General features: G+C 53.2%; 23 protein-coding genes and 1 tRNA gene. 15 read left to right on the forward strand and 9 right to left on the reverse strand.

The window, feature by feature from the left end; translation table 11 throughout:
* Positions 1 to 183 precede the first annotated feature (183 nt).
* Both ACWIZX_RS10545 and ACWIZX_RS10550 read left to right on the forward strand, forming a co-directional pair.
* Positions 184 to 277 (forward strand) — tRNA-Sec (locus tag ACWIZX_RS10545).
* A gap of 41 nt (positions 278 to 318) precedes the next feature.
* Entirely contained in the window at positions 319 to 1,530 is a 1,212-nt protein-coding gene (locus ACWIZX_RS10550) for a site-2 protease family protein (protein WP_448335737.1), read from the forward strand.
* On the opposite strand, the gene ACWIZX_RS10555 is transcribed toward ACWIZX_RS10550, so the two are convergent.
* On the reverse strand, positions 1,520 to 2,635 hold the full coding sequence (locus tag ACWIZX_RS10555) for an alanine racemase (protein WP_448335738.1): 1,116 nt from the start codon (positions 2,633 to 2,635) through the stop codon (positions 1,520 to 1,522). The two genes, ACWIZX_RS10550 and ACWIZX_RS10555, sit on opposite strands and share 11 nt — an antisense overlap.
* A 23-nt stretch (positions 2,636 to 2,658) precedes the next feature.
* Here ACWIZX_RS10555 and polX point away from each other — a divergent pair, with 23 nt between their 5' ends.
* From polX to ACWIZX_RS10595, 8 genes are all read left to right on the forward strand, one after another.
* The gene (polX, locus tag ACWIZX_RS10560) at positions 2,659 to 4,392 is read left to right on the forward strand and encodes a DNA polymerase/3'-5' exonuclease PolX (RefSeq protein ID WP_322791444.1); all 1,734 of its coding nucleotides are present in this window, start codon (positions 2,659 to 2,661) and stop codon (positions 4,390 to 4,392) included.
* A gap of 393 nt (positions 4,393 to 4,785) precedes the next feature.
* On the forward strand, positions 4,786 to 5,304 hold the full coding sequence (locus tag ACWIZX_RS10565; protein ID WP_448335739.1) for a DUF1684 domain-containing protein: 519 nt from the start codon (positions 4,786 to 4,788) through the stop codon (positions 5,302 to 5,304).
* Between the two features lie 14 nt (positions 5,305 to 5,318).
* A complete protein-coding gene (locus tag ACWIZX_RS10570; RefSeq protein ID WP_322791446.1) occupies positions 5,319 to 5,603 on the forward strand; it encodes a DUF427 domain-containing protein in 285 nt (94 codons plus the stop codon).
* 5 nt (positions 5,604 to 5,608) lie between these two features.
* The gene (locus ACWIZX_RS10575) at positions 5,609 to 5,743 is read left to right on the forward strand and encodes a hypothetical protein (protein ID WP_322791447.1); all 135 of its coding nucleotides are present in this window, start codon (positions 5,609 to 5,611) and stop codon (positions 5,741 to 5,743) included.
* Positions 5,744 to 6,154, forward strand: coding sequence for an AhpC/TSA family protein (locus ACWIZX_RS10580; protein WP_448335778.1), 411 nt, complete (start codon positions 5,744 to 5,746; stop codon positions 6,152 to 6,154).
* Between the two features lie 63 nt (positions 6,155 to 6,217).
* Positions 6,218 to 6,478 carry a hypothetical protein gene (locus tag ACWIZX_RS10585; protein ID WP_322791448.1) on the forward strand — a complete coding sequence of 87 codons (261 nt, stop codon included), beginning with the start codon at positions 6,218 to 6,220 and terminating at the stop codon, positions 6,476 to 6,478.
* A 3-nt stretch (positions 6,479 to 6,481) separates the two neighbouring features.
* Positions 6,482 to 6,910 carry a spore germination protein GerW family protein gene (locus ACWIZX_RS10590; protein WP_448335740.1) on the forward strand — a complete coding sequence of 143 codons (429 nt, stop codon included), beginning with the start codon at positions 6,482 to 6,484 and terminating at the stop codon, positions 6,908 to 6,910.
* Between the two features lie 23 nt (positions 6,911 to 6,933).
* The gene (locus tag ACWIZX_RS10595) at positions 6,934 to 7,377 is read left to right on the forward strand and encodes a dUTP diphosphatase (RefSeq protein ID WP_322791450.1); all 444 of its coding nucleotides are present in this window, start codon (positions 6,934 to 6,936) and stop codon (positions 7,375 to 7,377) included.
* On the opposite strand, the gene ACWIZX_RS10600 is transcribed toward ACWIZX_RS10595, so the two are convergent.
* Positions 7,374 to 8,378 carry a uroporphyrinogen decarboxylase family protein gene (locus ACWIZX_RS10600; protein ID WP_448335741.1) on the reverse strand — a complete coding sequence of 335 codons (1,005 nt, stop codon included), beginning with the start codon at positions 8,376 to 8,378 and terminating at the stop codon, positions 7,374 to 7,376. The two genes, ACWIZX_RS10595 and ACWIZX_RS10600, sit on opposite strands and share 4 nt — an antisense overlap.
* Positions 8,379 to 8,689: 311 nt before the next feature.
* Here ACWIZX_RS10600 and ACWIZX_RS10605 point away from each other — a divergent pair, with 311 nt between their 5' ends.
* Together ACWIZX_RS10605 and ACWIZX_RS10610 are read left to right on the forward strand one after the other, a co-directional pair.
* Positions 8,690 to 9,376, forward strand: coding sequence for a TetR/AcrR family transcriptional regulator (locus tag ACWIZX_RS10605; protein WP_448335742.1), 687 nt, complete (start codon positions 8,690 to 8,692; stop codon positions 9,374 to 9,376).
* A 79-nt stretch (positions 9,377 to 9,455) separates the two neighbouring features.
* Entirely contained in the window at positions 9,456 to 10,400 is a 945-nt protein-coding gene (locus tag ACWIZX_RS10610) for an SDR family oxidoreductase (RefSeq protein WP_448335743.1), read from the forward strand.
* Between the two features lie 29 nt (positions 10,401 to 10,429).
* Here the strand turns inward: ACWIZX_RS10610 and gndA are convergent, their stop codons facing one another.
* Complete coding sequence (gene gndA / locus ACWIZX_RS10615) at positions 10,430 to 11,842, reverse strand: NADP-dependent phosphogluconate dehydrogenase (RefSeq protein WP_448335744.1); 1,413 nt, start codon at positions 11,840 to 11,842, stop codon at positions 10,430 to 10,432.
* The gene (purB, locus tag ACWIZX_RS10620; protein ID WP_448335745.1) at positions 11,839 to 13,299 is read right to left on the reverse strand and encodes an adenylosuccinate lyase; all 1,461 of its coding nucleotides are present in this window, start codon (positions 13,297 to 13,299) and stop codon (positions 11,839 to 11,841) included. Before purB ends, gndA begins: the two co-directional genes overlap by 4 nt.
* 45 nt (positions 13,300 to 13,344) lie before the next feature.
* On the opposite strand from purB, the gene rfbD reads away from it, so the two are divergent.
* Positions 13,345 to 14,235: a dTDP-4-dehydrorhamnose reductase gene (gene rfbD / locus ACWIZX_RS10625; protein ID WP_448335746.1), complete on the forward strand. Its 891-nt coding sequence runs from the start codon at positions 13,345 to 13,347 to the stop codon at positions 14,233 to 14,235.
* 5 nt (positions 14,236 to 14,240) lie between these two features.
* Here rfbD and rfbA read toward each other — a convergent pair whose 3' ends face one another.
* The 3 genes from rfbA to rfbC are packed head-to-tail and all read right to left on the reverse strand — an operon-like array spanning position 14,241 to position 16,759.
* Positions 14,241 to 15,113 carry a glucose-1-phosphate thymidylyltransferase RfbA gene (gene rfbA / locus ACWIZX_RS10630; RefSeq protein WP_448335747.1) on the reverse strand — a complete coding sequence of 291 codons (873 nt, stop codon included), beginning with the start codon at positions 15,111 to 15,113 and terminating at the stop codon, positions 14,241 to 14,243.
* Entirely contained in the window at positions 15,110 to 16,195 is a 1,086-nt protein-coding gene (gene rfbB, locus ACWIZX_RS10635; RefSeq protein WP_322791523.1) for a dTDP-glucose 4,6-dehydratase, read from the reverse strand. Before rfbB ends, rfbA begins: the two co-directional genes overlap by 4 nt.
* A gap of 15 nt (positions 16,196 to 16,210) precedes the next feature.
* Positions 16,211 to 16,759, reverse strand: coding sequence for a dTDP-4-dehydrorhamnose 3,5-epimerase (gene rfbC, locus ACWIZX_RS10640; protein WP_448335748.1), 549 nt, complete (start codon positions 16,757 to 16,759; stop codon positions 16,211 to 16,213).
* A 280-nt stretch (positions 16,760 to 17,039) separates the two neighbouring features.
* Between rfbC and ACWIZX_RS10645 the strand changes: the two genes are divergently transcribed.
* Positions 17,040 to 17,996 carry a LamG domain-containing protein gene (locus ACWIZX_RS10645; protein ID WP_448335749.1) on the forward strand — a complete coding sequence of 319 codons (957 nt, stop codon included), beginning with the start codon at positions 17,040 to 17,042 and terminating at the stop codon, positions 17,994 to 17,996.
* A gap of 83 nt (positions 17,997 to 18,079) precedes the next feature.
* Positions 18,080 to 18,721, forward strand: coding sequence for an NBR1-Ig-like domain-containing protein (locus tag ACWIZX_RS10650; RefSeq protein ID WP_448335750.1), 642 nt, complete (start codon positions 18,080 to 18,082; stop codon positions 18,719 to 18,721).
* A gap of 22 nt (positions 18,722 to 18,743) precedes the next feature.
* On the opposite strand, the gene ACWIZX_RS10655 is transcribed toward ACWIZX_RS10650, so the two are convergent.
* Positions 18,744 to 19,961, reverse strand: coding sequence for a LamG domain-containing protein (locus ACWIZX_RS10655; RefSeq protein WP_448335751.1), 1,218 nt, complete (start codon positions 19,959 to 19,961; stop codon positions 18,744 to 18,746).
* A gap of 344 nt (positions 19,962 to 20,305) precedes the next feature.
* Positions 20,306 to 21,577 (reverse strand): hypothetical protein, encoded by a 1,272-nt coding sequence (locus ACWIZX_RS10660; RefSeq protein WP_448335752.1) that lies wholly within the window; start codon positions 21,575 to 21,577, stop codon positions 20,306 to 20,308.
* Positions 21,578 to 21,606 lie beyond the last annotated feature (29 nt).

Below are 21,606 nucleotides of genomic sequence, written 5' to 3' on the forward strand. Positions count from 1 at the left end.
GCGATATTGGGGGAGGCGCAGGAGGGGGCAAAATCGCTCGATTGGACGCATCAGTGGATTATTCCGAATAGACATCGGTTAGCACCCGCCGGCTGCTGTTTGACCGTTTTCGACTTTGAGAAAGCCATCTCACCCTGATCAGAAGGTTTGACGAATAAGCCGCGCTGGAGTATGCTTAAATGCGGGAGTGGTAGGGTCCCGGTGGGCTCCCCGGTCTTCAAAACCGGTGGCGGGTCGCGTTGCGGGCCGCGGTGGGTTCGACTCCCATCCATTCCCGCCTTGAACATTATCTGTATTTACACGAGGAATATCCTGTCCATGGAAGACCAACCCTTGCTTTTTGAACGAATTGAACTGGCAGTCCGCCGTATCTTCTTCATTGAAGACACAACCTTTGGCGACGAACGCAAAGGGTATGTCATCAAGTACCACGGGCGCATCCTGCTACCGGATACCGCCGAAGCCTATGATCGGCTGGCAGAGGCCGTTGCACCGCTTGGCTTGACCCCCCTCTTTCGTTATGAAAACAACCGTCAGACGGTTATCCTGGTCACCAGCCGTCAGGCGCCGCGCTCGTCCAACCCACGCACAAACCTGATTTTCTTTATATTAACCCTGATCAGTGTCTGGTTTACCGGTGGAATGCTCAGCCTGAAAGAAATGCCCGGCAACGCTGTGGAATTTATCTGGGCCATGATCAGCGGAGGCTGGCCGTTTGCCATCAGTCTACTGGCAATTCTCAGCGCACATGAATTTGGGCATTATCTGGTTGGCAGACGGCACGGAGCAGCCGTCAGTCTGCCTTATTTTTTGCCGCTGCCCTTCCCGCTAAGCCCGTTTGGAACGCTGGGCGCTTTTATCAATATGAAAGAATTGCCCAAAAACCGGCGTGTGCTGATGGATATCGGCATTGCCGGGCCGCTGGCCGGGCTGGTTGTGGCCATTCCGGTTGTGCTGATCGGGTTGTCGCTTTCCGAGCTCTCTCCGTTGCCAGCCGCACCGCTGGGCAGCGGTTTGGGACAGACTCAACTGGAAGGCAATTCCATCCTCTACCTGCTGCTCAAATTTGTGGTATTCGGTCAGTTTTTACCTGCCCCAGCCGATTACAGCGGACTTTCACCCCTCCTTTTCTGGGTGCGTTATTTCTTCACCGGTCAACCGCTGCCCTACGGTGGAATGGATGTTTTGCTGCATCCAGTGGCATGGGCCGGCTGGGGTGGTATTCTGATCACTTCCCTGAATCTGATTCCTGCCGGTCAACTGGATGGCGGACATCTGCTGTATGTGCTCTTCGGGCGCGAACGTGCCCGCCGCATCTACCCGCTGGTGCTTCTGGCGTTGGGATTGCTGGGTTTCGTCTGGGCTGGCTGGTGGCTGTGGGCCGTGTTGATTTTTCTTTTTGGGCGGGTTTATGCCGAACCGCTTGACCAGATCACCGAACTGGATGCGCGTCGAAAACGCCTGGGACTGCTCACTCTGATCGTCTTTGTACTGGTATTCACCCCTGTGCCGCTGGTGCTTATGCCCTGACCAGAGTCTCAATCCATTCGCCCTGCAAGGTGCGATAAACCCCCAGCGCCGAAACGGTCAGGCAGACGTGCGCCGGAATCACCCCGATTAAATCTCCCACCGAGAGGGTTGCCAGCACATCCGCAGGCAGGTGTACAATGCCATGCTCCTGAGAAAGGCGCACCAGAGCGCCTTGCTTTACCCGCGGCGACCAGCTTTCCTCAGTGAGCAGTACCGCCCAGCCGTACAGGGTTTGCCCGTTTTCTTGCAGGCCGTCTTTGGAAAAGTGAATTGCCCCGCCGTAAATTACCGCCTCACCCCGTTCGGGGTGTGTGGCCACCACCGGACAGGCGACCACCGCGGCGATGTCCGTTTCCCGGCAGGCTCCCAGCCGAGCCATCTGAGCATCGTAAAAGACGAAATTCCCCGGGCGGATTTCATCCACCCCCTCAAAATCATTGCTCAGGCTGCAGCCGGGCGTATCACCCACCGATATTTCCAAACCGTCAATGCCGTTCTGCTCCAAAAATTGGCGCACTTCGTTCATGCGCAGGTTGCTGCGCTGAAAGCGCTGCACCACTTCAGCAGGATGCCGGCTGTGATACGTCTCACCGGCATGGGTCAGTAATCCCCGCAGGTGTAAAACCGGGTAGTTGCGGATTTTGCAGGCCAAATCAACAATCTGCTGAGGGTCATCCCATGCCAGCCCGGTGCGGCGGCTTCCGCTGTCAATCTTAATCCATACATCCACAGTATGATCCACTGCGGCGGCTAAGGCTTCCACATGCGCGGCGCATTCCACCAGCACGCCGAGCCGGATCGATTCGCTCAACCGCCGCACCAATTCGATTTGACGCAGATTGAGCGGGAACGCCACCAGAATATCCCTCCAGCCATGATCGGCAAAATAGGCCGCCATATCCAGCGAGGAAACGGTAATCGCCTGTACACCATCAGCGCGAAACCACTCCCCCACCTGAGCTGACTGGTGTGTTTTGAAATGGGGGCGAAGACGCACCCCTGCGCGGCGGGCTTTTTCGATCATGCGCTGGATGTTGGCATGTACCCTATGCGGGTCAATCAGTAAAGTTGGACGGGTAATATCAAGGTATTGGATTGTGTTCATAGCTCTATTGTATAATAACTGGCATGAACAATCAGCAACTGGCGGAAATCTTCGAGCGCATCGCCAACCTGTTGGAAATCAACGGCGAGGTGGTTTATAAAACCCTGGCCTACCGGCGCGCGGCAGAAAGTCTGCGCACATTTCCGCGCGAAGCCAGCGATTTGTACCGCGAGGGCAAGCTGACCGAAATTCCCGGCGTTGGCAAAGCCATTGCCGAAAAAATTGAGGAACTGCTCACCACCGGCAGATTGGGTTTTCTGGAAAGGCTGGAAGAGGAAGTCCCCCCTACCCTGTTGGAATTACTCGAAATACCGGATGTTGGCCCGAAAAAAGTGGCGCTGTTCTGGAAACAGGCCGATATTACTTCGCTGATGGATCTTGAATCAGCTGCGCGTGATGGTCACTTGCGCCGCCTGCCGGGGATAGGCGAAAAGTCCGAGCAGCGCATCCTGGCCGGCATCGAGGCGTTGCGCCGGCGCAGCAAACGCATGCTGCTTGGCACAGTACGCCCAATCGGCTTGCGCTGGCTGAAATGGCTGCGTGCGCTTCCCGGCATACGGCAGGCTGAACTGGCTGGCAGTTTGCGTCGCTGGAAGCCCACCATCGGCGATCTCGACCTCGTGGCAGCCGCCGACAATCCAGCTGCAATCATGGACGCTTTTGTCCATCATCCCGAGGTCGTCCGTGTTCTGGCACACGGTGAAAATAAATCCAGCATTGAATTGAGCAACGGTCTCAATATCCAGTTGTGGCTGCAGCCAGAAGAAAAATTTGGTTCTTTGCTGCAATTTGTGACCGGCTCCAAAGAACACAACGTGCACCTGCGCGAACTGGCGCAGCACAGAGGACTGTCGCTTTCTGAACATGGGATTACCACACCCGACGGACAGGAGCAGCTTTTTTCCAGCGAAACTGAACTGTATCAGGCCCTGGGATTGGAGTGGATTCCCCCTGAACTGCGCGAAGACCGCGGTGAGATTCAGGCGGCGCTGAATCACCGTCTGCCTGAGCTGATCACCCCGGCGGATCTGTGCGCTGACCTGCACAGCCATTCCACCTGGAGCGACGGAGCTTTAAGTATCCGTGAAATGGCCAAAGCCGCTCAGGCACGCGGCCTGAAGGTACTGGCCGTCACCGACCATACCCACTCCTTGGGAATTGCCAACGGATTGGATGCCGACCGCCTGCGCCAGCAGCGGAAAGAAATTGACGCCGTGCAGGCCGAATTGGGCGATGAATTCACCCTCTTGCAGGGTGCGGAAGTGGAAATTAAAGCCGATGGCAGTCTGGATTTGCCGGATGACGTGCTGGCCGAACTGGATATTGTCATTGCGTCCCTGCATGTCAGCCTGCGCCAGCCACGCGAGGAAATTACTGCCCGCTTGCTGCGTGCCATTCGCAACCCGCACGTGGATATCATCGGTCACCCCAGCGGACGGCTGTTGCCCAACCGCGAAGGAGCCGACCTGGATTGGGAAGTCATCCTGACTGCTGCCCGAGAAGAAAACGTTGCCTTCGAAATCAACGCCAATCCTTCTCGTCTGGATCTGGACGAGGTTCACGCACGGCGGGCTATCGAACTGGGTATTTTGTTGAGCATCAACACCGATGCGCACAGTCCAGCGGATCTGGAACTGGCGGAATACGGTGTATCGGTTGCACGGCGGGCATGGGTGAGTGCGTCGCAGGTGCTGAATACATGGCAGCCGGCCGAAATCCGCCGCTGGTTGGCTGAACATCGCCAAAAATCTGGTTAACGTGAGTTCGGGATAAGATCAAAACCTGGCAAGCAGTGATCATTACCCCCACCTGCACCTCCCCCAAAATCGCAAGGGCGATTTTGGGGGAGGCGGGAGGGGGACGAAAATTCGAAAGTTGATGTAAAAATGATTTATCCCAAATTGACGTTGCTTAAGAAAACATCGGTTTTTTACCCATTAATGGAGAGGCTTTTATCTCACGCATCTTCAGGATGAGGTAAGATATTGCCCATCTGCCATGTCTGAAAAGACAGAACAACGTGGACTCTGCTCTGTCTACTTCGAAAAAAGTCGGAAAAAATTTACTGTGCGAAACCAGTGTATAAGGTTTTGAAGCCCGGAATCCTGCAAACAAGACCCGTTTCGGTTAAAAATAAGATGGAGATTGTTATGGATTATCAAGCCACTCGCCGGGAAAAGGATGAATTTTTCGCCGCTCACCCGCAAAGCCCCCTGCGGGAAGATCAAAAGGCTGTCTTTCAGGGGTTAAACTACTTTCCACCCAACCCCGCCCTGCGTTTCACGCTGACCCTGACACCATTCGCAGAGCGGAAAAATGTGGAAATTCTCACCAATACCGGCGATGTGCAGGTGTATGCCCGCCTGGGACGTTTTTCGTTTGAAGTGGAGGGGCAAAAGGTCGAATTAACGCTGTACGGTAATCAATACGGCTACTTTCTGCCGTTTGTGGATAGCCTGGCAGGCGTAGAAACCTACCCCGCCGGACGCTATCTGGAGCCGGAAGGGCTTGGACAAAACCGGTTTATTGTGGACTTCAACCTGGCCTACAACCCCTACTGCGCCTATAACGATGACTGGTCTTGTCCGCTGACACCCCCAGAAAATCGGTTGTCCGTACCCATTCGCGCTGGGGAAAAACTATTCCATTCACCATCCAATCACAAGTAAGAGGTTAAAACAGCATGGCAAAAGCAATCTGGAACAATACCGTTTTGGCGGAAAGCGACCAAACCATCATCATTGAAGGCAACCATTACTTCCCCCCGTCTACCGTCAACTGGGATTATTTTGTAAAGAGCGAAACCCATACCACCTGCCCGTGGAAGGGTGAAGCCAGTTATTACACCATTGTGGTCAACGGACAAAGTAACCCGGATGCTGCCTGGTATTACCCCAACCCCAAAGAGGCTGCCCGCCAGATTAAGGATTACGTGGCTTTCTGGCGTGGCGTTCGCGTGGAAGCCTGAAAAACATGAAGTTGCTGCAGCCGGGGGATCGGATTGTGCCGTTCACTTTGCCGGCAGCAGACGGCAAAATCTACTCGTTTTCCGACTTACTGCACGGAAACACCTATCTGCTGCTGGTCTTTCTGCGCCATCTGGGTTGAATTCCCTGCCGCGAACATGCTTTGCAGTTGCAAAGCGCTCAGCCCGAATTTGAACAAAACGGTATATCTATTGCCCTTGTTACCTTTGAAGAGGGTTACTGGCTGGAACGCTGGAGGGAAACAACCCAGATTCATTTTACAATCCTGCTCGACCCGCAAAAAAACCTGTATCAGGCTTTTGGCCTGCAGCGTTCCATCCGACGCACCTGGAATTTGCCGACCCTGTGGTTTTATGCCCAAAAATTATTGCGCGGTGAAAAATTGATCGCCACCGGCGGTGATCTTCATCAATTGGGGGGTGATTTTATCCTCGATCAGAACGGTCAGATCGTGCTGGCTTATTACAGCCACGACCCCACCGACCGCCCGCAGCCCAATACATTGCTGCAATCCATTCAATTGAAGGGATAGAAATTCGCCAAATTCCCCCCTCTGCCGGTATAATGATGAATATATCCACTAAAGGAGACGAAAATGACTCTCCAAAACACAAACCGTCCACCGGTCAAATGGCGCGGTTACCAGATCAGCCCGGTTGCACAGGCCTTCCGCTTTGTACCTTCCGCCCAATTCGGCATCATCTGGAACCGACCGGTCGGGGTTCAGGTTCAAACCCCGCAGGGGGAAACCCAATTTTTGCCTGTACATGATTTGACCCGCATCATTCAAGTAATCATCATTCTGAGCGGGTTATTCCTGCTCTTCTTGCTGAAATTGATTTATAAAAGGAGTTAACCAATGAGCGCTTCTGAAACTGAAAACACATCCGAAGCCACCCTCCCCGAAAACGAAAACGCGCTGGCATCTGCAGCCCTGGAAACCATTCAGGATACCATGGATCAATTCATGGCAACCGCGGATGTGAACGCCGTTTTTGGTGAAACCATCAAACATCAGGGCAACCTCATCCTGCCGGCAGCCGAAGTAGTCAGCATTATGGGCTTTGGAATTGGCAGCGGTGCTGGCGTTAGCGAGGAAAACAAGGGTAGTGGTTCAGGCGGCGGCGGTGGCGGTAAGACCTTTGCCCGGCCGGTAGCGGTGATTGTCGCCAATGAGCAGGGTGTTCAGGTCAAACCGGTGGTGGATTTCACCAAGATTTACCTGACCGCCTTTACCACGTTGGCATTTATCACCAGCGCGTGGCTGCGCATGCGGCGCGGTAAATAATCCGCCTGCTTCGGTTTAGAAAAATGGAGCGAATCCGGATTGCCCGCCTGCGGGCGGACGCCCATTTGCCCACTCGCAAACATGCCGAAGATGCCGGCATGGACTTGTATGCCGCAGAGAGGGTCGAGATACCCCCGCATCAGTTCGGCATCATACCAACCGGCATCGGCGTACAAATTCCCGCCGGATTTGTCGGTTTACTGAAACCGAAAGGCCGCAGCAATCATCTGCTGGGCGCAGGCGTGGTTGATGCCGGCTACCAGGGTGAAATTCTCGTCAAGGTCGCAAATCCGACCGATGAACCGCTCGTGTTTGAAGCCGGGGATGCAGTCGGGCAACTGTTGATTCTGCCCATCCTGACACCGCAAATTGAGGAAATCAGTACGGCTGAGTTTCTGAAGAACACAACGGACCGCGGTGCCAGCGGGGGAATTGTGGAACAGAAACGCCGTCAGTCCAGCGGCTAAACGCCGCTGTTGTACTCATTCAACGCATCCATCAACGCCTGCAGATTTGCCAGAGGAGTGTGGGGCGGTAAATCATCCTCCGGTGCAAGGATGAAATTGGGGAAGTCTCGCATCGCATTCAACAAATTCAGGGTTTCCTGATGAACCGCCTGCGGCGAGGACTCTGTCATCTGGTTTATGGACAGATTACCGATCAGAAGCGCCTGTTCAGGCAGCCGGTGTGCAGCAGCCGCCAAATCCGCCCGGCTGCCAAACCAGTACCCCGCTGCACCGCTCGTCGTCAACTGGCTGATCTGTTCCAAATCCGCCAGTGAATTATGAAGAATAAAAGCAAAACGCGGATTCTGCACCTCCCCAACCAGCCGCTGAATATGGCGCAGTGAAAAGCGCTCGCGCTGTTCGGCGGTCAGGCTTTCATCCAGCGGCTCACTGAGAATGACCCCATCGGCTTCGTTGAAAGAAAAGGCATGGGCATAATCCGGTAAGAACCGCATGATTTTATCCAACAGCGCATCCAGCACCGGCGGCTGCTCATTCAATATTTCATCCCAGGCGTCCTCCCCAATCAGCTGGCGGGCAACTGCCAGCGGGCCGTTCATGATCCCCAGAACAAACGGCTTTGGTTCAGGTAAGCGTTCTTTGAGCAGGCGGGGCACTGCCAGCGTTACCGTAGTCCGTTTATGACCCGGCCGGGGAATAATCAACGCGTCCACATCCCGCTGAGAAACAACTGTTGCAGCCGCCGCGCCGAGAGGGGTATTGGCATCCATATTAAGCGGCGAACCGAACGCCTCGGCCTCAATCATCCGATCCCAAACCGGCAGAAGAAATGCTCCTCCAAAGCGCTGAGCCGCCTCTTCAAGAACCTGAATTTGCGTATCGGTATCGGTGGCGAATTCGGAGATGGCTTTGTTCATCTCGAAACCGAGGGGATAAGCCGCTGGCAGGATGCACTCCCGCCGTTTTTGTGAAAGTATCCTATCAGCAATATGGGTTTTCAAGGTTGCCTCCGCTGATGAGTATTGAAGGGACGGTCTAATTTCCGTCCCACTCCTGCCACGCCTGAAATCGCTGCGATGTTTTTGGGGATGTGCAAGCAGGGATTTGACATACCGCCGGCCAGTTTTTTCCTGTAAGCCCAATCAGCCACTATTTTACCCCCGTTGTGAACTCTTTAGCCGATGAAATATGTACCTTTAACACATTTTCCAACATTGACCAGCCGGTTTTCCCAATTCCGCCCCAATATCCCTTGACAAATTACGCAATATATAATAACATAAGTTATATATTATAACAAAGATGAAACACTATGACCAGAAGAGAAAAATTCCGCCAAATCACGATGGACGAAATCAAAAGCCTTGCCCGCCTTCAAATGGCGGAAGGCGGAACTGCCAGCCTTTCACTGAACGCAATTGCCAGACAAATGGGCATGAGCGGGCCGGCATTGTACCGCTATTTTGAAAGCCGGGATGCCCTGATCACTGCGCTGATTGTGGATGCCTATCAGGCTTTAGCCGCAGCGCTGGAAGAAACCGCCGCCCGTTTTGGCGATCAGCCGGCGCGGGAAGGTTTGCTGCAGGTTTTGCTCAGTTACCGGCGCTGGGCGCTGGATCACCCGGTGGATTTTCAGTTAATCTTTGGCAATCCCATCCCCGGTTATCAGGCCGAGGAAGCGGTCACCGCCCCAACGGCCGGCAAAGTCTTTGCCCCCATCCTGCGCATTCTCGAGCGCGCCTACCGTCATGAAAACCGCCCATACCCGAACTTTCTGGAAAACCTTCCGCCCCAGGTACAGATTCGCTTTTCACAGTCCATGCAGGATTTTCAACCCTTCCTGCCCGAAAAGGTGGTGTATATCGGCATCGTTGGCTGGTATCACATTCATGGGATGATTATGCTGGAACTTTTCAATCATATTCAACCGCTGGTCAGCGATCCAGCCGCATTTTACCGCTTTGAAATCGAACGCTTGATGGACTTGATGAATCTGTAAAGAACCCCTGCGGTGAACTGCCAGCATTGTTTCGTGAACTTGTTCATATTTTGTAATCATTTTCTTCAGGAGTTAAGTCATGTCAAAAAATTCTAGCCTTCATGTTGTTTTCGGTAGCGGACCGCTGGGGCTTTCGGTTGTGGATGAACTGCTCCAACAAGGTGCTGAGGTACGGGTGGTTAACCGCAGCGGTAAAGCCGAAGTACCTGATCAGGTTGAGGTTGTGCAAGCCGATATTTACGACCGGGCACAGGCAATTCGAGCCTGCAATGCTGCCGGCTATGTTTATCAATGCGCCCAGCCGCCCTATCACCAGTGGGTGGAAAAATTTCCATCTCTACAGCAAAACATTCTGGAAGGCAGCGCCGCGGCTGGCGCACGTCTGATCATCGGGGAAAACCTGTATATGTACGGTGAGGTTGATGGACCTATCCATGAAAATTTGCCCTACGCTGCCACCACCCGCAAAGGTCAACTGCGGGCCAGGATGGCACAGGCCGCGCTGGATGCCCACCAGAAAGGCATACTGCCGGTCGTGATTGGGCGCGCTTCGGACTTTTTCGGCCCCCGTGTGCTGGCTTCCACCCTGGGTGAACGAGTGTTCGTCCCTGCCTTGCGGGGTAAAACCACCAGTTTTGTCGGAAATCTCGATCTGCCCCACAGTTATACTTATATCAAAGACTTTGGCAAAGCGCTGGTCAGGCTGGCACAAGAAGATCGAGCCTACGGACAGGCCTGGCATGTCCCTACCGCCCCGGCTGTAACTCAACGCGAATTGGGTGAGATGATTTTTGAAATTCTGGGTAAGCCTCCAAAAATCAGTGGGATGGGAAGATTCATGATGGCAATTGGCGGTTTGTTAATTCCCGAAGCACGCGAATCAGTGGAAATGATGTATGAATTTGAAAAACCTTTTGTGGTGGACTGCAGCAAATACACCAACGCCTTCGGTCAAACGGCAACCCCTCTGCAAGAGGCATTAACCGCAACAATTGACTGGTACCGCCAGCACGTATTGCAATAAACTGACCGGCCAGCGCCACAAATGGGGATTCAATCTTCCCAGCGGGTGTGAAAAACACCCGCTTTGTCAACCCGACGGTAAGTGTGCGCTCCAAAGAAATCCCGCTGGGCTTGAATCAAATTCGCCGGAAGCCGTTCACTGCGGTAGGCATCAAAGTAGGCCAGCGAAGCGGACATGCCCGGTACGGCAATGCCCTGTTCAATCGCAACCATGACAACCCTGCGCAAGGATTGCTGACGGCGGTTAACTGCCTCGCTGAAGTAGGGCGAAAGCAGCAGGTTTTGCAGGCTGGCATTTTCCTGATAGGCAGCAGTAATGTCATTCAACAGGCTGGCACGGATGATACAGCCCGCCCGCCAGATGCGCGCCAGTTCTGCCAGATTGAAAGCGTAATCGTACTCAGCTGAAGCCAGACGCAGCATCGCCATACCCTGCGCGTAGGAAAGGATTTTGCTGGCATATAACGCCTCGCGCACGGCTTGAATGAGATCCTCGCTGCTGCCCGTATAGGATGGCGCGGCATGGCTGAAAATTGTGCTGGCATGAACGCGCTCCGCCTTCATTGCAGAAAGGATGCGGCTGTAAACGGCTGCGTCAATGGTCGGCACTGCCGCCCCTATATCGAACGCGTTCTGGGCAGTCCATTTTCCGGTGCCTTTCTGCTCAGCCTCATCCAATATCAGGTCCACCAGCGGTTGTCCGGTTTCCTCATCCACCTTTGCCAGCACTTTGGCAGTGATTTCGATCAAAAAAGATTTCAATTCACCTTCATTCCACCGGTTGAAAATCCCACTTAACTGACTTGCGGTCAGACCCAACACCCGCCGCAGCACCTCATAGGCTTCGGCGATCAACTGCATATCGCCGTATTCAATGCCGTTATGAACCATTTTGACATAATGACCGGCCCCGCGCGGGCCAATGTAACTGACACAGGCAGCCCCATCCTCGGCTTTGGCAGCCACTGCCATCAACATGGGCTGTAATACCTGCCAGGCCGCCGGCGAACCACCCGGCATCAGGCTCGGACCCCAAAGCGCACCCTCCTCCCCGCCGGAAACGCCCATCCCAATAAAGTGAATCCCTTTCTCAGCCAGATTCAGACTGCGCCGATCGCTGTCCAGAAAATACGAATTACCGCCGTCAATCAGAATATCGCCCGGTTCCAGATAAGGCAACACATCCTCAATCGCCTGGTCTACCGTCTTGCCGGCCGGCAGCATCAGCAGCAGCCGACGGGGTCTTTCCAGCATAGCGGTTAATTCGGCTAAACTGGCAGCGCCCAACGGGGTCGCACCGGGGGCGGGCTGCTCAACAAATAAACGCACTTTTTCCGGCGAACGGTTGTACACGGCTACGCGAAAACCATTGCGTTGAAAATTGCGCCCCAGATTAAAGCCCATCACCCCTAATCCATATATCCCAATTTCTGCCTGTTTCATGCTTCTTGCTCCTCTGCTTTCTCCTCGATTTCTTCGCGAATTTGCTCTGCCAAACGGCGTGCCTGCTGCCCGGCAATTCCCAGATAAGCCTCTACGTTCATCAGCTGTCTAACTTGGTCGCTGCCGAGAATAGCACCAATCTGCTCATCCTCACATAAAAATGCCAGCAGCGGGTTTTCCTGTCCGTTCTGAACCGCCTGCCACGCGGCGAGTGAAAGACCGCGCAGGCGCTCGTGCATTGCCTGCCGGTCTGCGCCCCGCTTGACCAGCGCCATGAGCACCCTTTCGGTTGCCGCAAAGGGCGCATAGCGGTACAAATTGCGTTGAATGGCTGCCTCGTCAAACCGCAAGCCCTTCAAAATGCGCCGGGTGGTGATCAGCATTTCCTCTGCAATCAGGAAACTCTCCGGCAGCAGCGAGCGGCGGTTGGCAGAATCATCCAGCGTCCGCTCTAGCAACGAAAAGGCGGCATTACCCCATGCCACTTGCGGCATCAACGCCAGCGAACGCGCCAGTGAATTCACTTTTTCCGCCAGAATCGGATTTCGCTTAAAGGGCATCGCCGAAGAACCGACTTGCCGCTCACCAAATGGCTCCTGCCACTCCCCCAACGGCGGTGATTGTAAAAAGCGCAGGTCGAAAGAAAATTTATTCAACACCGCTGCCACTCCGGCCAGCTGGCTGATCAGGCGGTATTCCTGCATGCGCGGCGCAACCTGCGAAGTCACTGCGTAAAAGGGTAAATCCAGTTTATGGCTCAGGATTTCCTCGAATGCCGGCAGATTTTCCAGGCCGATCAAATCCGCATAGGCGGCCGCCGTACCAACCGCGCCTTTGAATCCCTTGCCGCGCAGCTGATTTCTCAACTGGCGCAGAGAACACCACTCCGTGAGCAGGTCCTGTGCGTAAAATGCCAGCCGGTAGCCCAGGGTGGTCGGCTCAGCCGGCTGCAGATGGGTGAAGCCCATCACCGGCAGTTCAGCCGTCTGGGCAATCCGTTCGGCAAACAGGGAAAGAACCCCTTTCAAATGTTTCAAAAGCAAATCCAGGGCCACGCGCAAACGCAAAACCTCGGCATTATCCTCGATATCCATCGAAGTAGCACCCAGGTGCAATATTGCGCCACCCAGTGGTGATTGCTCGGCAAAGGTTTTCAATTCCGCCATCAAATCGTGTTGAATTTGGGCTTCGATTTCCTGCGCACGCGCCAGATCAATCCTCTCCACGTTACGGCGCAAGTCGTTTACCTGCTCCTCACCAACCAGCCCAAAGTGGGCCTGCGTTTCTGCCAGCGCCAGCCAGATACGCCGCCAGAGACGGCGTTTTTCTTCCTCCCCCCAAATTTGCCGCATTTCCGGGGAGCCGTACCGCCAGCTGAACGGAGATTGATACCCATCACCTTTGCTCATTGTCATGATTTTACTACGAACCACATCAAAACGTTCTGACAGGCGCAATGTTATAATTTCCTCAATTAATCTCGCTGCAAAAAGGTGATTTTCATGGCCGCACAATCAAACATCGTTCTGTTGGGTAAAATCGGACAGCTCGGTTGGGAATTAAACCGCGATTTACAACCGCTCGGTAAAGTAACCGCGCTCGATTATCCACAAATTGACTTTACCCGTCCGGCCGAACTGATTTCACTGCTCGAGTCCCTGCAACCCGAACTGATTGTCAACGCTGTCGCCTACACCAATGTGGACAAAGCCGAAAGCGAACCCGAATTGTGCGATCAAATCAATTTTCATGCGGTGGAACAACTGGCACGGCTGGCTTCACACCTCGGCTGCGGGCTGATTCATGTATCCACAGACTACGTATTTGACGGCAGCCAGAGCCGCCCATACACCGAAGAAGACCCCACCAATCCGGTCAATCACTATGGCCGCTCCAAACTGGCCGGAGAGCAGGAGGTGCTCACCAAGGCCCCTGCCTGCTGGGTGCTGCGAACCGCATGGTTATACAGCCGGCGGGCAAATGATTTTGTTCACCGCGTGCTGACCTGGAGTCGTCAACAGGAAACCCTGAAAATTGTGGAGGATCAGGTCGGATCGCCCACCTGGGCGCGGTTGCTTTCTCAAATGATCAGCCTGGCGCTGGCAAAGTCCAACGGCCGTTTCTTCGATTATCTGGAAAAGACGCGCGGCGTATATCACCTGGCCGGAGATGGATCTGCCAGTCGGTTGGAATGGGTGCAAAAAATCCTTGAACTGGATCCAGAACGAGAGGAACAAAAAACCCGCCAGGTGCTGCCCGCCAGCACTGCCGATTTTCCCACCCCGGCGCAGCGGCCGCTCTTTACTGCGCTGGATTGCTCCAGGTTTTACCGGACTTTTGGCTTGCGCCTGCCCCGCTGGGATGAAGCCCTGAAACTGGCAATGGAAAGGTAAAGCCGTTATTTCAAAAGCGTTTCCAACCGGGAGCGGTAGGTACTGTTGCCCAATTCATCCAGCAGCCGGCGCAGCTGCTCACGGTCAATGAAGCCCATTCGGTATGCAATTTCCTCCGGGCTGGAAATCATCATCCCCTGCCGCTCCTCAACCGTCTGAATGAATGCCGCCGCTTGCAGCAGGGATTCATGCGTACCGGCATCCAGCCAGGCCACCCCGCGCCCCAGTTCCTGGACATATAACTGCCCCATCTGCATATAAGTCAAATTCACATCCGTGATTTCCAGTTCACCGCGCGGGGATGGTTTCAATTCAGCCGCAATCCGAATCACTTGATTATCATAGAAATACATGCCCGGCACGGCATAGTTCGAACGGGGCTTAGCCGGTTTTTCCTCCAAACTGAGGGCTTTTCCATCCGCATCAAATTCAATCACACCATAACGCCATGGATCCTGCACCGGATAGGCGAAAATTGCCGCACCGCCGCCGTTGCTCACCCGCGCCGCCATGGATCTCAGCACCGCCGGCAAGCCATGACCGAAGAAGATGTTATCCCCCAAAATCAGACAGACCGAATCACTGCCGACAAAATCCCTTCCAACCCGGAAAGCATCTGCAAGCCCGCGCGGCTGATCCTGTTCGGCGTAGCTGAACTTCATTCCCCACTGATCGCCATCGCGCAGCAGACGCCGGAAGGAAGGTAAATCTTCGGGTGTGCTGATCACCAGCACCTCACGGATTCCGGCCAGCATCAACATTGAAAGAGGATAGTACACCATCGGCTTGTCATAGACCGGCAGCAATTGTTTGCTGGTTACAATGGTCAGTGGGTGAAGACGGGTTCCTTTTCCCCCAGCAAGAATAATTCCCTTCATTTTGCTTCTCCTCGTTCAGCGTAATTTTTCATCAGCCAGGCCTGATATTCCTGCTGTTGACGAATAGCAGCAACCCACTGGCTGTTATCCAAATACCACTCAACCGTTTGACGCAAGCCGCTGGCCAGCTCAAAGCGGGGCTTCCAGCCCAACTCACCTTCGATTTTTCGGATGTCCATTGCATAGCGCCGGTCGTGACCGGGGCGGTCGGTAACATGCTGTTTTAATTGAAAGTGCGGGCGGTAGGGTGATTCAGGGCGCAGTTCATCCAGAATGGCGCAGATCTGCTGGATGATTTCAAGGTTGGTGGGTTGATTGTTGCCGCCAATATTGTAGGTTTCACCGACCTTACCCTCTTCCAGGATGCGGTAGATCGCTTCACAGTGATCCTGCACATGCAGCCAATCGCGGATTTGTTTGCCATCCCCGTAAACCGGCAGCGGCTTGCCTTCCAGCGCATTGAGAATCATCAGCGGGATCAACTTTTCCGGAAATTGACGGGGGCCGTAATTATTGGAACAGTTGGAGATGGTGACCGGCAATCCGTAGGTGTGAAAATAAGCCCGTACCAGATGATCACTGGCCGCTTTGGAAGCGGAATAGGGTGAATTGGGGGCATAAGGGGTATCCTCGCGGAAGGGTGGATCATCCGGCTTGAGCGAGCCAAATACTTCATCGGTCGAAACGTGGTGGAAACGCACCGTATGCGAATTAGCAAAGCCCTCTTTCAGCCAGTATTGACGGCAGGCTTCCAGCAAGGTGTAGGTGCCGACAATATTGGTCTGAACAAACTGACCGGGACCATGAATGGAGCGGTCCACATGTGATTCGGCCGCAAAATGCACCAGCGTATCAATCTCATGTTCATGCAGCAGTCGCTCCACCAGAGAGCGGTCACAAATATCCCCTTGGACAAACAGGTGACGGCTTTCATCCGCCAATCCTTTCAGGTTTTCCAGACTGCCGGCATAGGTCAATGCATCCAGATTGACAATCCGGACGCTTGAATTAACCTTCAGCAGGTAATGAACGAAATTAGAACCGATGAAGCCCGCACCGCCGGTTACCAGAATATTTTGCATCGCTCCTCCATCAAATCATGGGTAGGTTTCGGCCTGCGCCAGAGGTAAACCAGCGCGGTCTTTTTCAGAAATGAGCAGCTCTGCGCTGCCTTCCAGCGGCCATTCAATTCCCACCGCCGGGTCGTTCCATAAAAGGGTACGCTCCCACTGGGGGGCGTAAAAATCACTGGCTTTATACACCACTTCAGCCCATTCACTCAACACATAAAAACCGTGTGCAAAACCCGGGGGAATCCACAACTGGCGTTTATTCTCGGCTGAGAGGACTTGCCCCACCCACTGACCGAAGGTTGGTGAACTGCGCCGCAAATCAACCGCGACATCGAAAATTTGCCCGGCCACCACCCGCACCAGTTTACCCTGTGCCTGCTGAATCTGGTAGTGCAATCCGCGCAACGTGCCGCGGCGCGAACCGGAATGATTATCCTGCACAAACTGAGCAGTGATACCCTGTTCGGCAAATACTTTTTGCTGGTAGGTTTCCATGAAGAAACCGCGCTGATCCCCAAACAGACGCGGCTCAATCAGAATTACATCCGGAATGCGGCAGGCGGTGAACTTCATCCCGCTAATTTTACTTGAAAGTGGCAGGCTTGAGAACATTCTTTGAAAAGATTAAGGATCAGGGATGGAAAACATCACAATTCTCAAACTTTTCTAAAACTTATTAGTTGACAAACCTGATAAAATTAATTAAAGATTTATCAACTCCTTTTCACGGTAATCATCGGTGTTTGTGGGGGTAAGTTGGGGTAGCGGGAGGAATTTAACGATGTTAATATCCAAAAATCACCACCAAAAAAGAGTTTTGTTTCTCACAATTTTGATCTTGATGGTTCTGGGCATGCTGTTCCAAAAGCCCTCTCCCGGTTATGCTGACCCGGTAAATTATGCTCTGGAATTTGACGGCTGGTCTAATTATGTGGCTACGAAAAAGGAAGTGATAATCTTTGGTGATTCGAGCTGGCAGTCCAAGAAAAGCATCAGCGTTTGGGTAAAACCGCTTGAGCCGTCCCCAGTATGTACCGGGCCAGACCCGGGTAGTTGTCAATTAATTGTGGGTGACCGCCCGCGTTTTTGGGGCATTTATCGCGGAATTTTAAACGGTGAGGATCGCATTTGGGTCTGGAATTTCGATAACAGTCCCACCAGCGGCTTTGACGTAATCCCAATCATTTACGAAAACAACCAATGGATTCACATCACCCTGGTTCATCATAATAATCGCTTAGACGCCTACCGCTTTGGCTTTCTGGCGGGAAGCCGCGAGAGTGGAAATAGTATTGGTTTCGATGGCGGACCCGCCGATCAGACCGTACTGCATATTGGCGGTGGATTTACCCCTCCCGATAGGAAATATCTCTTCAAAGGACTGATTGACGAGGTGCGGGTTTACAACCGGGCATTATCCGGTGAAGAAATCCGAGCCAATATCTACAATGAGTTATCATCTCCTTTCGAGTCTGCCTTGAAGGCCTACTATAAAATGAGCGATGGCAGCGGGCTGACATTAAGTGACGACAGCGGCAACGGTAATCACGGCACTTTTGTTCACATAGCAGGTCAAGACCCGCCGGGAACTTACCCGCTCTGGGTTACGTCCGAGTTGTTTGGGAGCGGCCCTACACCCACCCTGCCACCCACCTTTACGGTCACCGCTACCTTCACAAGTACGCCCTCACCCACCGCAACTCCAACCCGTCTACCGCCGGGTTTTACCCCTCAGCCGAGCATCACCCCAACCCGCACTCTCGACCCCAACATGAACAACTTCCTGTTTCTCCCCATGGTCAGAAAATAAAAACCAGCCCTCACAAGTCTGTCTGCCGCCCGTGCTCGCTTGACGGGCGGCGTTTTTATGGCTATGCTTAAACCAGCAACCCAATGAAAAGTTCAACCCCAAACCTCCACCCTCAAATCATTATAGGGTTAGCAGCTGTCCTGACCTTGATTTTCACGGGCGGCTGTAACTTACCCAAAGCCGGGCAGGCGCTCACCCCTACCGGCAATTTTGCCAGTACCGCCGCGGCCCAAACCGTCGCGGCATTAACCACCCAGTTTGCCCAGATGATACCTTCCTCCCCCCCTTCAGGGGGAGAAACACCTCCATCTGACAGAATGACCACAACCCCTTCACCTGCCGAAAATCCAGCGCCCTGCGAACAGGCTGAATTTGTCAGCGATGTTACGGTACCAGATGGCAGCGAATTTGCCCCCGGGCAGACTTTCATTAAAACCTGGCGTTTGAAAAATACCGGTTCCTGTACCTGGACGACCAGTTATCGAGTGGTTTTTGATTCCGGGAATGTGCTGGGAGCGCCTCCAAGTTTCAACCTGCCGGTGAATGTTCCGCCGGATGGATTGGTGGATATTTCTGTAAACATGAAAGCCCCCGAACAACCGCGCGAATACGAAAGTTACTGGAAATTGCAGAACCCGCAGGGGGTCGTCTTTGGTCTGGGCAGCCGGGGTGATAAGGCCTTTTGGGTAAAGATTAAGGTGGTTACACAAAGCCCAACACCTTGAGATTCGATTCAACAAATCAAAACTACTTTCTCACCAACGGAAGAAATATAAAATTATCCATGTTCGGATCAATCGTACGCGTTGGTGTGATGTCGGATTGAGTCGGTGCTACGCGCGTTGGCCGTGGCGTCCAGGTATTGGTCACCGTTGGAGGAAATGGAGAAGGTGACGGTGTAAATGTTGGACGGGGCGTTCGAGTATTGGCTATGGTAGCCGTTGGGATTTCGGGTGTCCAGGTAAATGTTGGAGTCGCTGTTCGGGTTGTAGTAATGGTCGGCGGAACAGGTGAAGGGGAAGAGGTGAAGGTTGGATTCACACCAGGGGTGAATGTTGCCGTTCTGGTTGGCGTTATTGTTGGCGGTAAAGGTGATGGTGAAGGTGTAAAAGTCCACGTGCTGGTTGGCGACGGCACCACGGTGGGGGGTATATTGTCAAAGGCACCGGAAACCACCCATAATGGCGGTGTCCCATTACCCGCTACAATTGTCGTTCCGTCCATCAATTGACCGTCTTTTCCATTGCCGCTATCATCACTGACCATTAAACCGCTGTCATTAGACATTTTGTAATACGCCACCAGTCCGGCTTCGTTGCCGTTCAGCTCAGTCATCATTGTGTTCTGAATTTCCTGCTGGCTCAGCGCAGTCGAGTAGATGCGCAATTCATCAATTTGTCCTTGAAATCCCCAAAAACTATGATTTTGATTCTGACTGTCGGCTTTGATCATACCGCCAAAAAATAACACCGGTTGAGCGGGCGGCTGGGCAGTTGCGATGCAGTTCACCGAACCAATCAGAGAGCCGTTTTTATAGGCCGAAAGGAAACCATTGCCATGCACCAGAGCAATGTGCATCCATTCATTCAGATTGTATCCGAATTGAATCAGGCGAATTGGCGAAGAAGGAGGATAGGTACTGGGATCAGCCGGATCATAACAGGCCATCCACACCCAAATTTGAGTCGGTCCGCGGCTGATGCCCCACCAGCGTGCAAAATCTCCAAAGATATTATCACACTGTGCCGGTTCAATGCGCAGGATGCCATTGATGACCGAACAATCGGCTGTTCCTTCCGGTTTTACCCATAAACTGACCGTTTTGGTTTCCTTCCACCCCTCGTCTGGAAAAAGATCAACCGTCCTGCCAAGGTTGACCATGTCATCAGTACCATCAAACGATAATGCAAAACCCGCCAGACCATCCGCCCGAACAGCCAGATCAGGAGCAAAACCAACCGTCATTCCCCCCACAACGAATACAAAAATGAGCACTGATACGATAAACCGAACACCTGAGCGATCAAACACGGCAATCACACGCCATCCTTTTCAAAAATTGAGCGCTTTTCGTGCACTTCAAAATTGGGCATATCTCCCCCTGTTTCGACAGCGGTTCAGAAGTTCACCCAGTGAATCGAAAGTGCACGTCAACCTGCCAGAATCCAATTCTTCAAAACCGATGAAGTGAAGATTGGAAATCAATACGCATATCAAATTGTCAATATTTTTTATCTAAATAATTGAATTCATCATACCTGAAAATCAGTAAAAAGTTCTTTATAATTTTTTTATAGTTTTTAGCGGGTTTATTTTCTTTTTCTACCCCGCAACCATCCCAACACCATACTCGCGCCAACCAGCCCCGCCAGAAGGAAAAGTCCCATTTCAAAAGAAAAGGAATCAGCAGGGCGACTTTCTTCGATCTTGCCAGCCTGCTGCGGCGTGGGTGGTGCGGCGGTCGTAGAAGGAGTAATGGCTGGCAGTGTCGAGGATAGTTCTACTTTCCTCTGTTCAGGCGTTTTTGAGGGAGTAGCCCGGATAATGCCAGGTGTATCGGTCAAATCGCCTGTTTTTATGGGCGAAGCAACCATACCCGAGGATAGAAACCAATCCCGGCTGATCGTATCGGTGCTGAAAAATTCCCACAATTGTTGGGCTATCTTCTCCGCCCCCTGAGTGGATGGATGCGTACAGTCCGCTGTCAAATCGCTTGCCAGCCATGTGAACCCATCCTTTCGGGGATTCTCCCCATCCGCCCAAAGATAAGGTCCCCATGAAAGATAAGATGCTTTGACCTCCCCATTTGACGGGTTAAAATTCAACTGTGGATCCCCTTGGATTTGCTTCTCAATCAACCACTTGACCGCAAAACCGGTTTCATAGGCCAGCGGCTCCGGGCTTAACCCCCGCCAGTAAGTATAAGAACGTGTTCGGCTGGAAAGGAACACCAGTTTCAAATTGGGGAATTTCGTCTTCAAATGCTGGACAATCACCTGCAAGTCCGATTGTAAGGCTAACGCCTTCTGCGGAAAATCTCCCCCGCCGGTATTGGTCAGCTTAACCCATGCAACCTGCACCTGTTGGGAGGAAAACCCATAGCCGGTTATTCGCCTATCCAGTTCCTGCCAGGCTATCCCTTCAGGGTTGCTCCAGCGCTCTGCAATCTGGTTGGGCAAAGCCCCATTCAACAACACCACCTTCGGATTGAGTTCCGCTTTTTGCTCAGCCAGCCGACTGAAAGCCCCGAACTCGGTTGCAGTGTTGGACATGCCAATCGAAATGAACAAAATCCGCCCATTTTGATCATCCACCCGCCCGTCGGTGGCCAGCGGTTGAATCTGGCGGGATAAATCCAAACCGGCGGCTTCGTGCTGCGCCGGGCGCTTGTTGCTTCCGTTCGGATACAATCCGCCCCTAAAACCGGTTGCCTGACCTTCCATCCGTACATACGCATCCCCCCCCAGTTCCGTCAGGGGTAACGCCACCGGTTGAAACGGCATGGAACAAATTTCCGCCGGCTGTTGAGACTGTCCCCGCACGGGATGAAACACAAACGCCAGCAGAACAGGCAAGACCATCCATGTCCATGACAAAATACTTGGAGGCT

The organism is Bellilinea sp. (genome assembly GCF_053501535.1).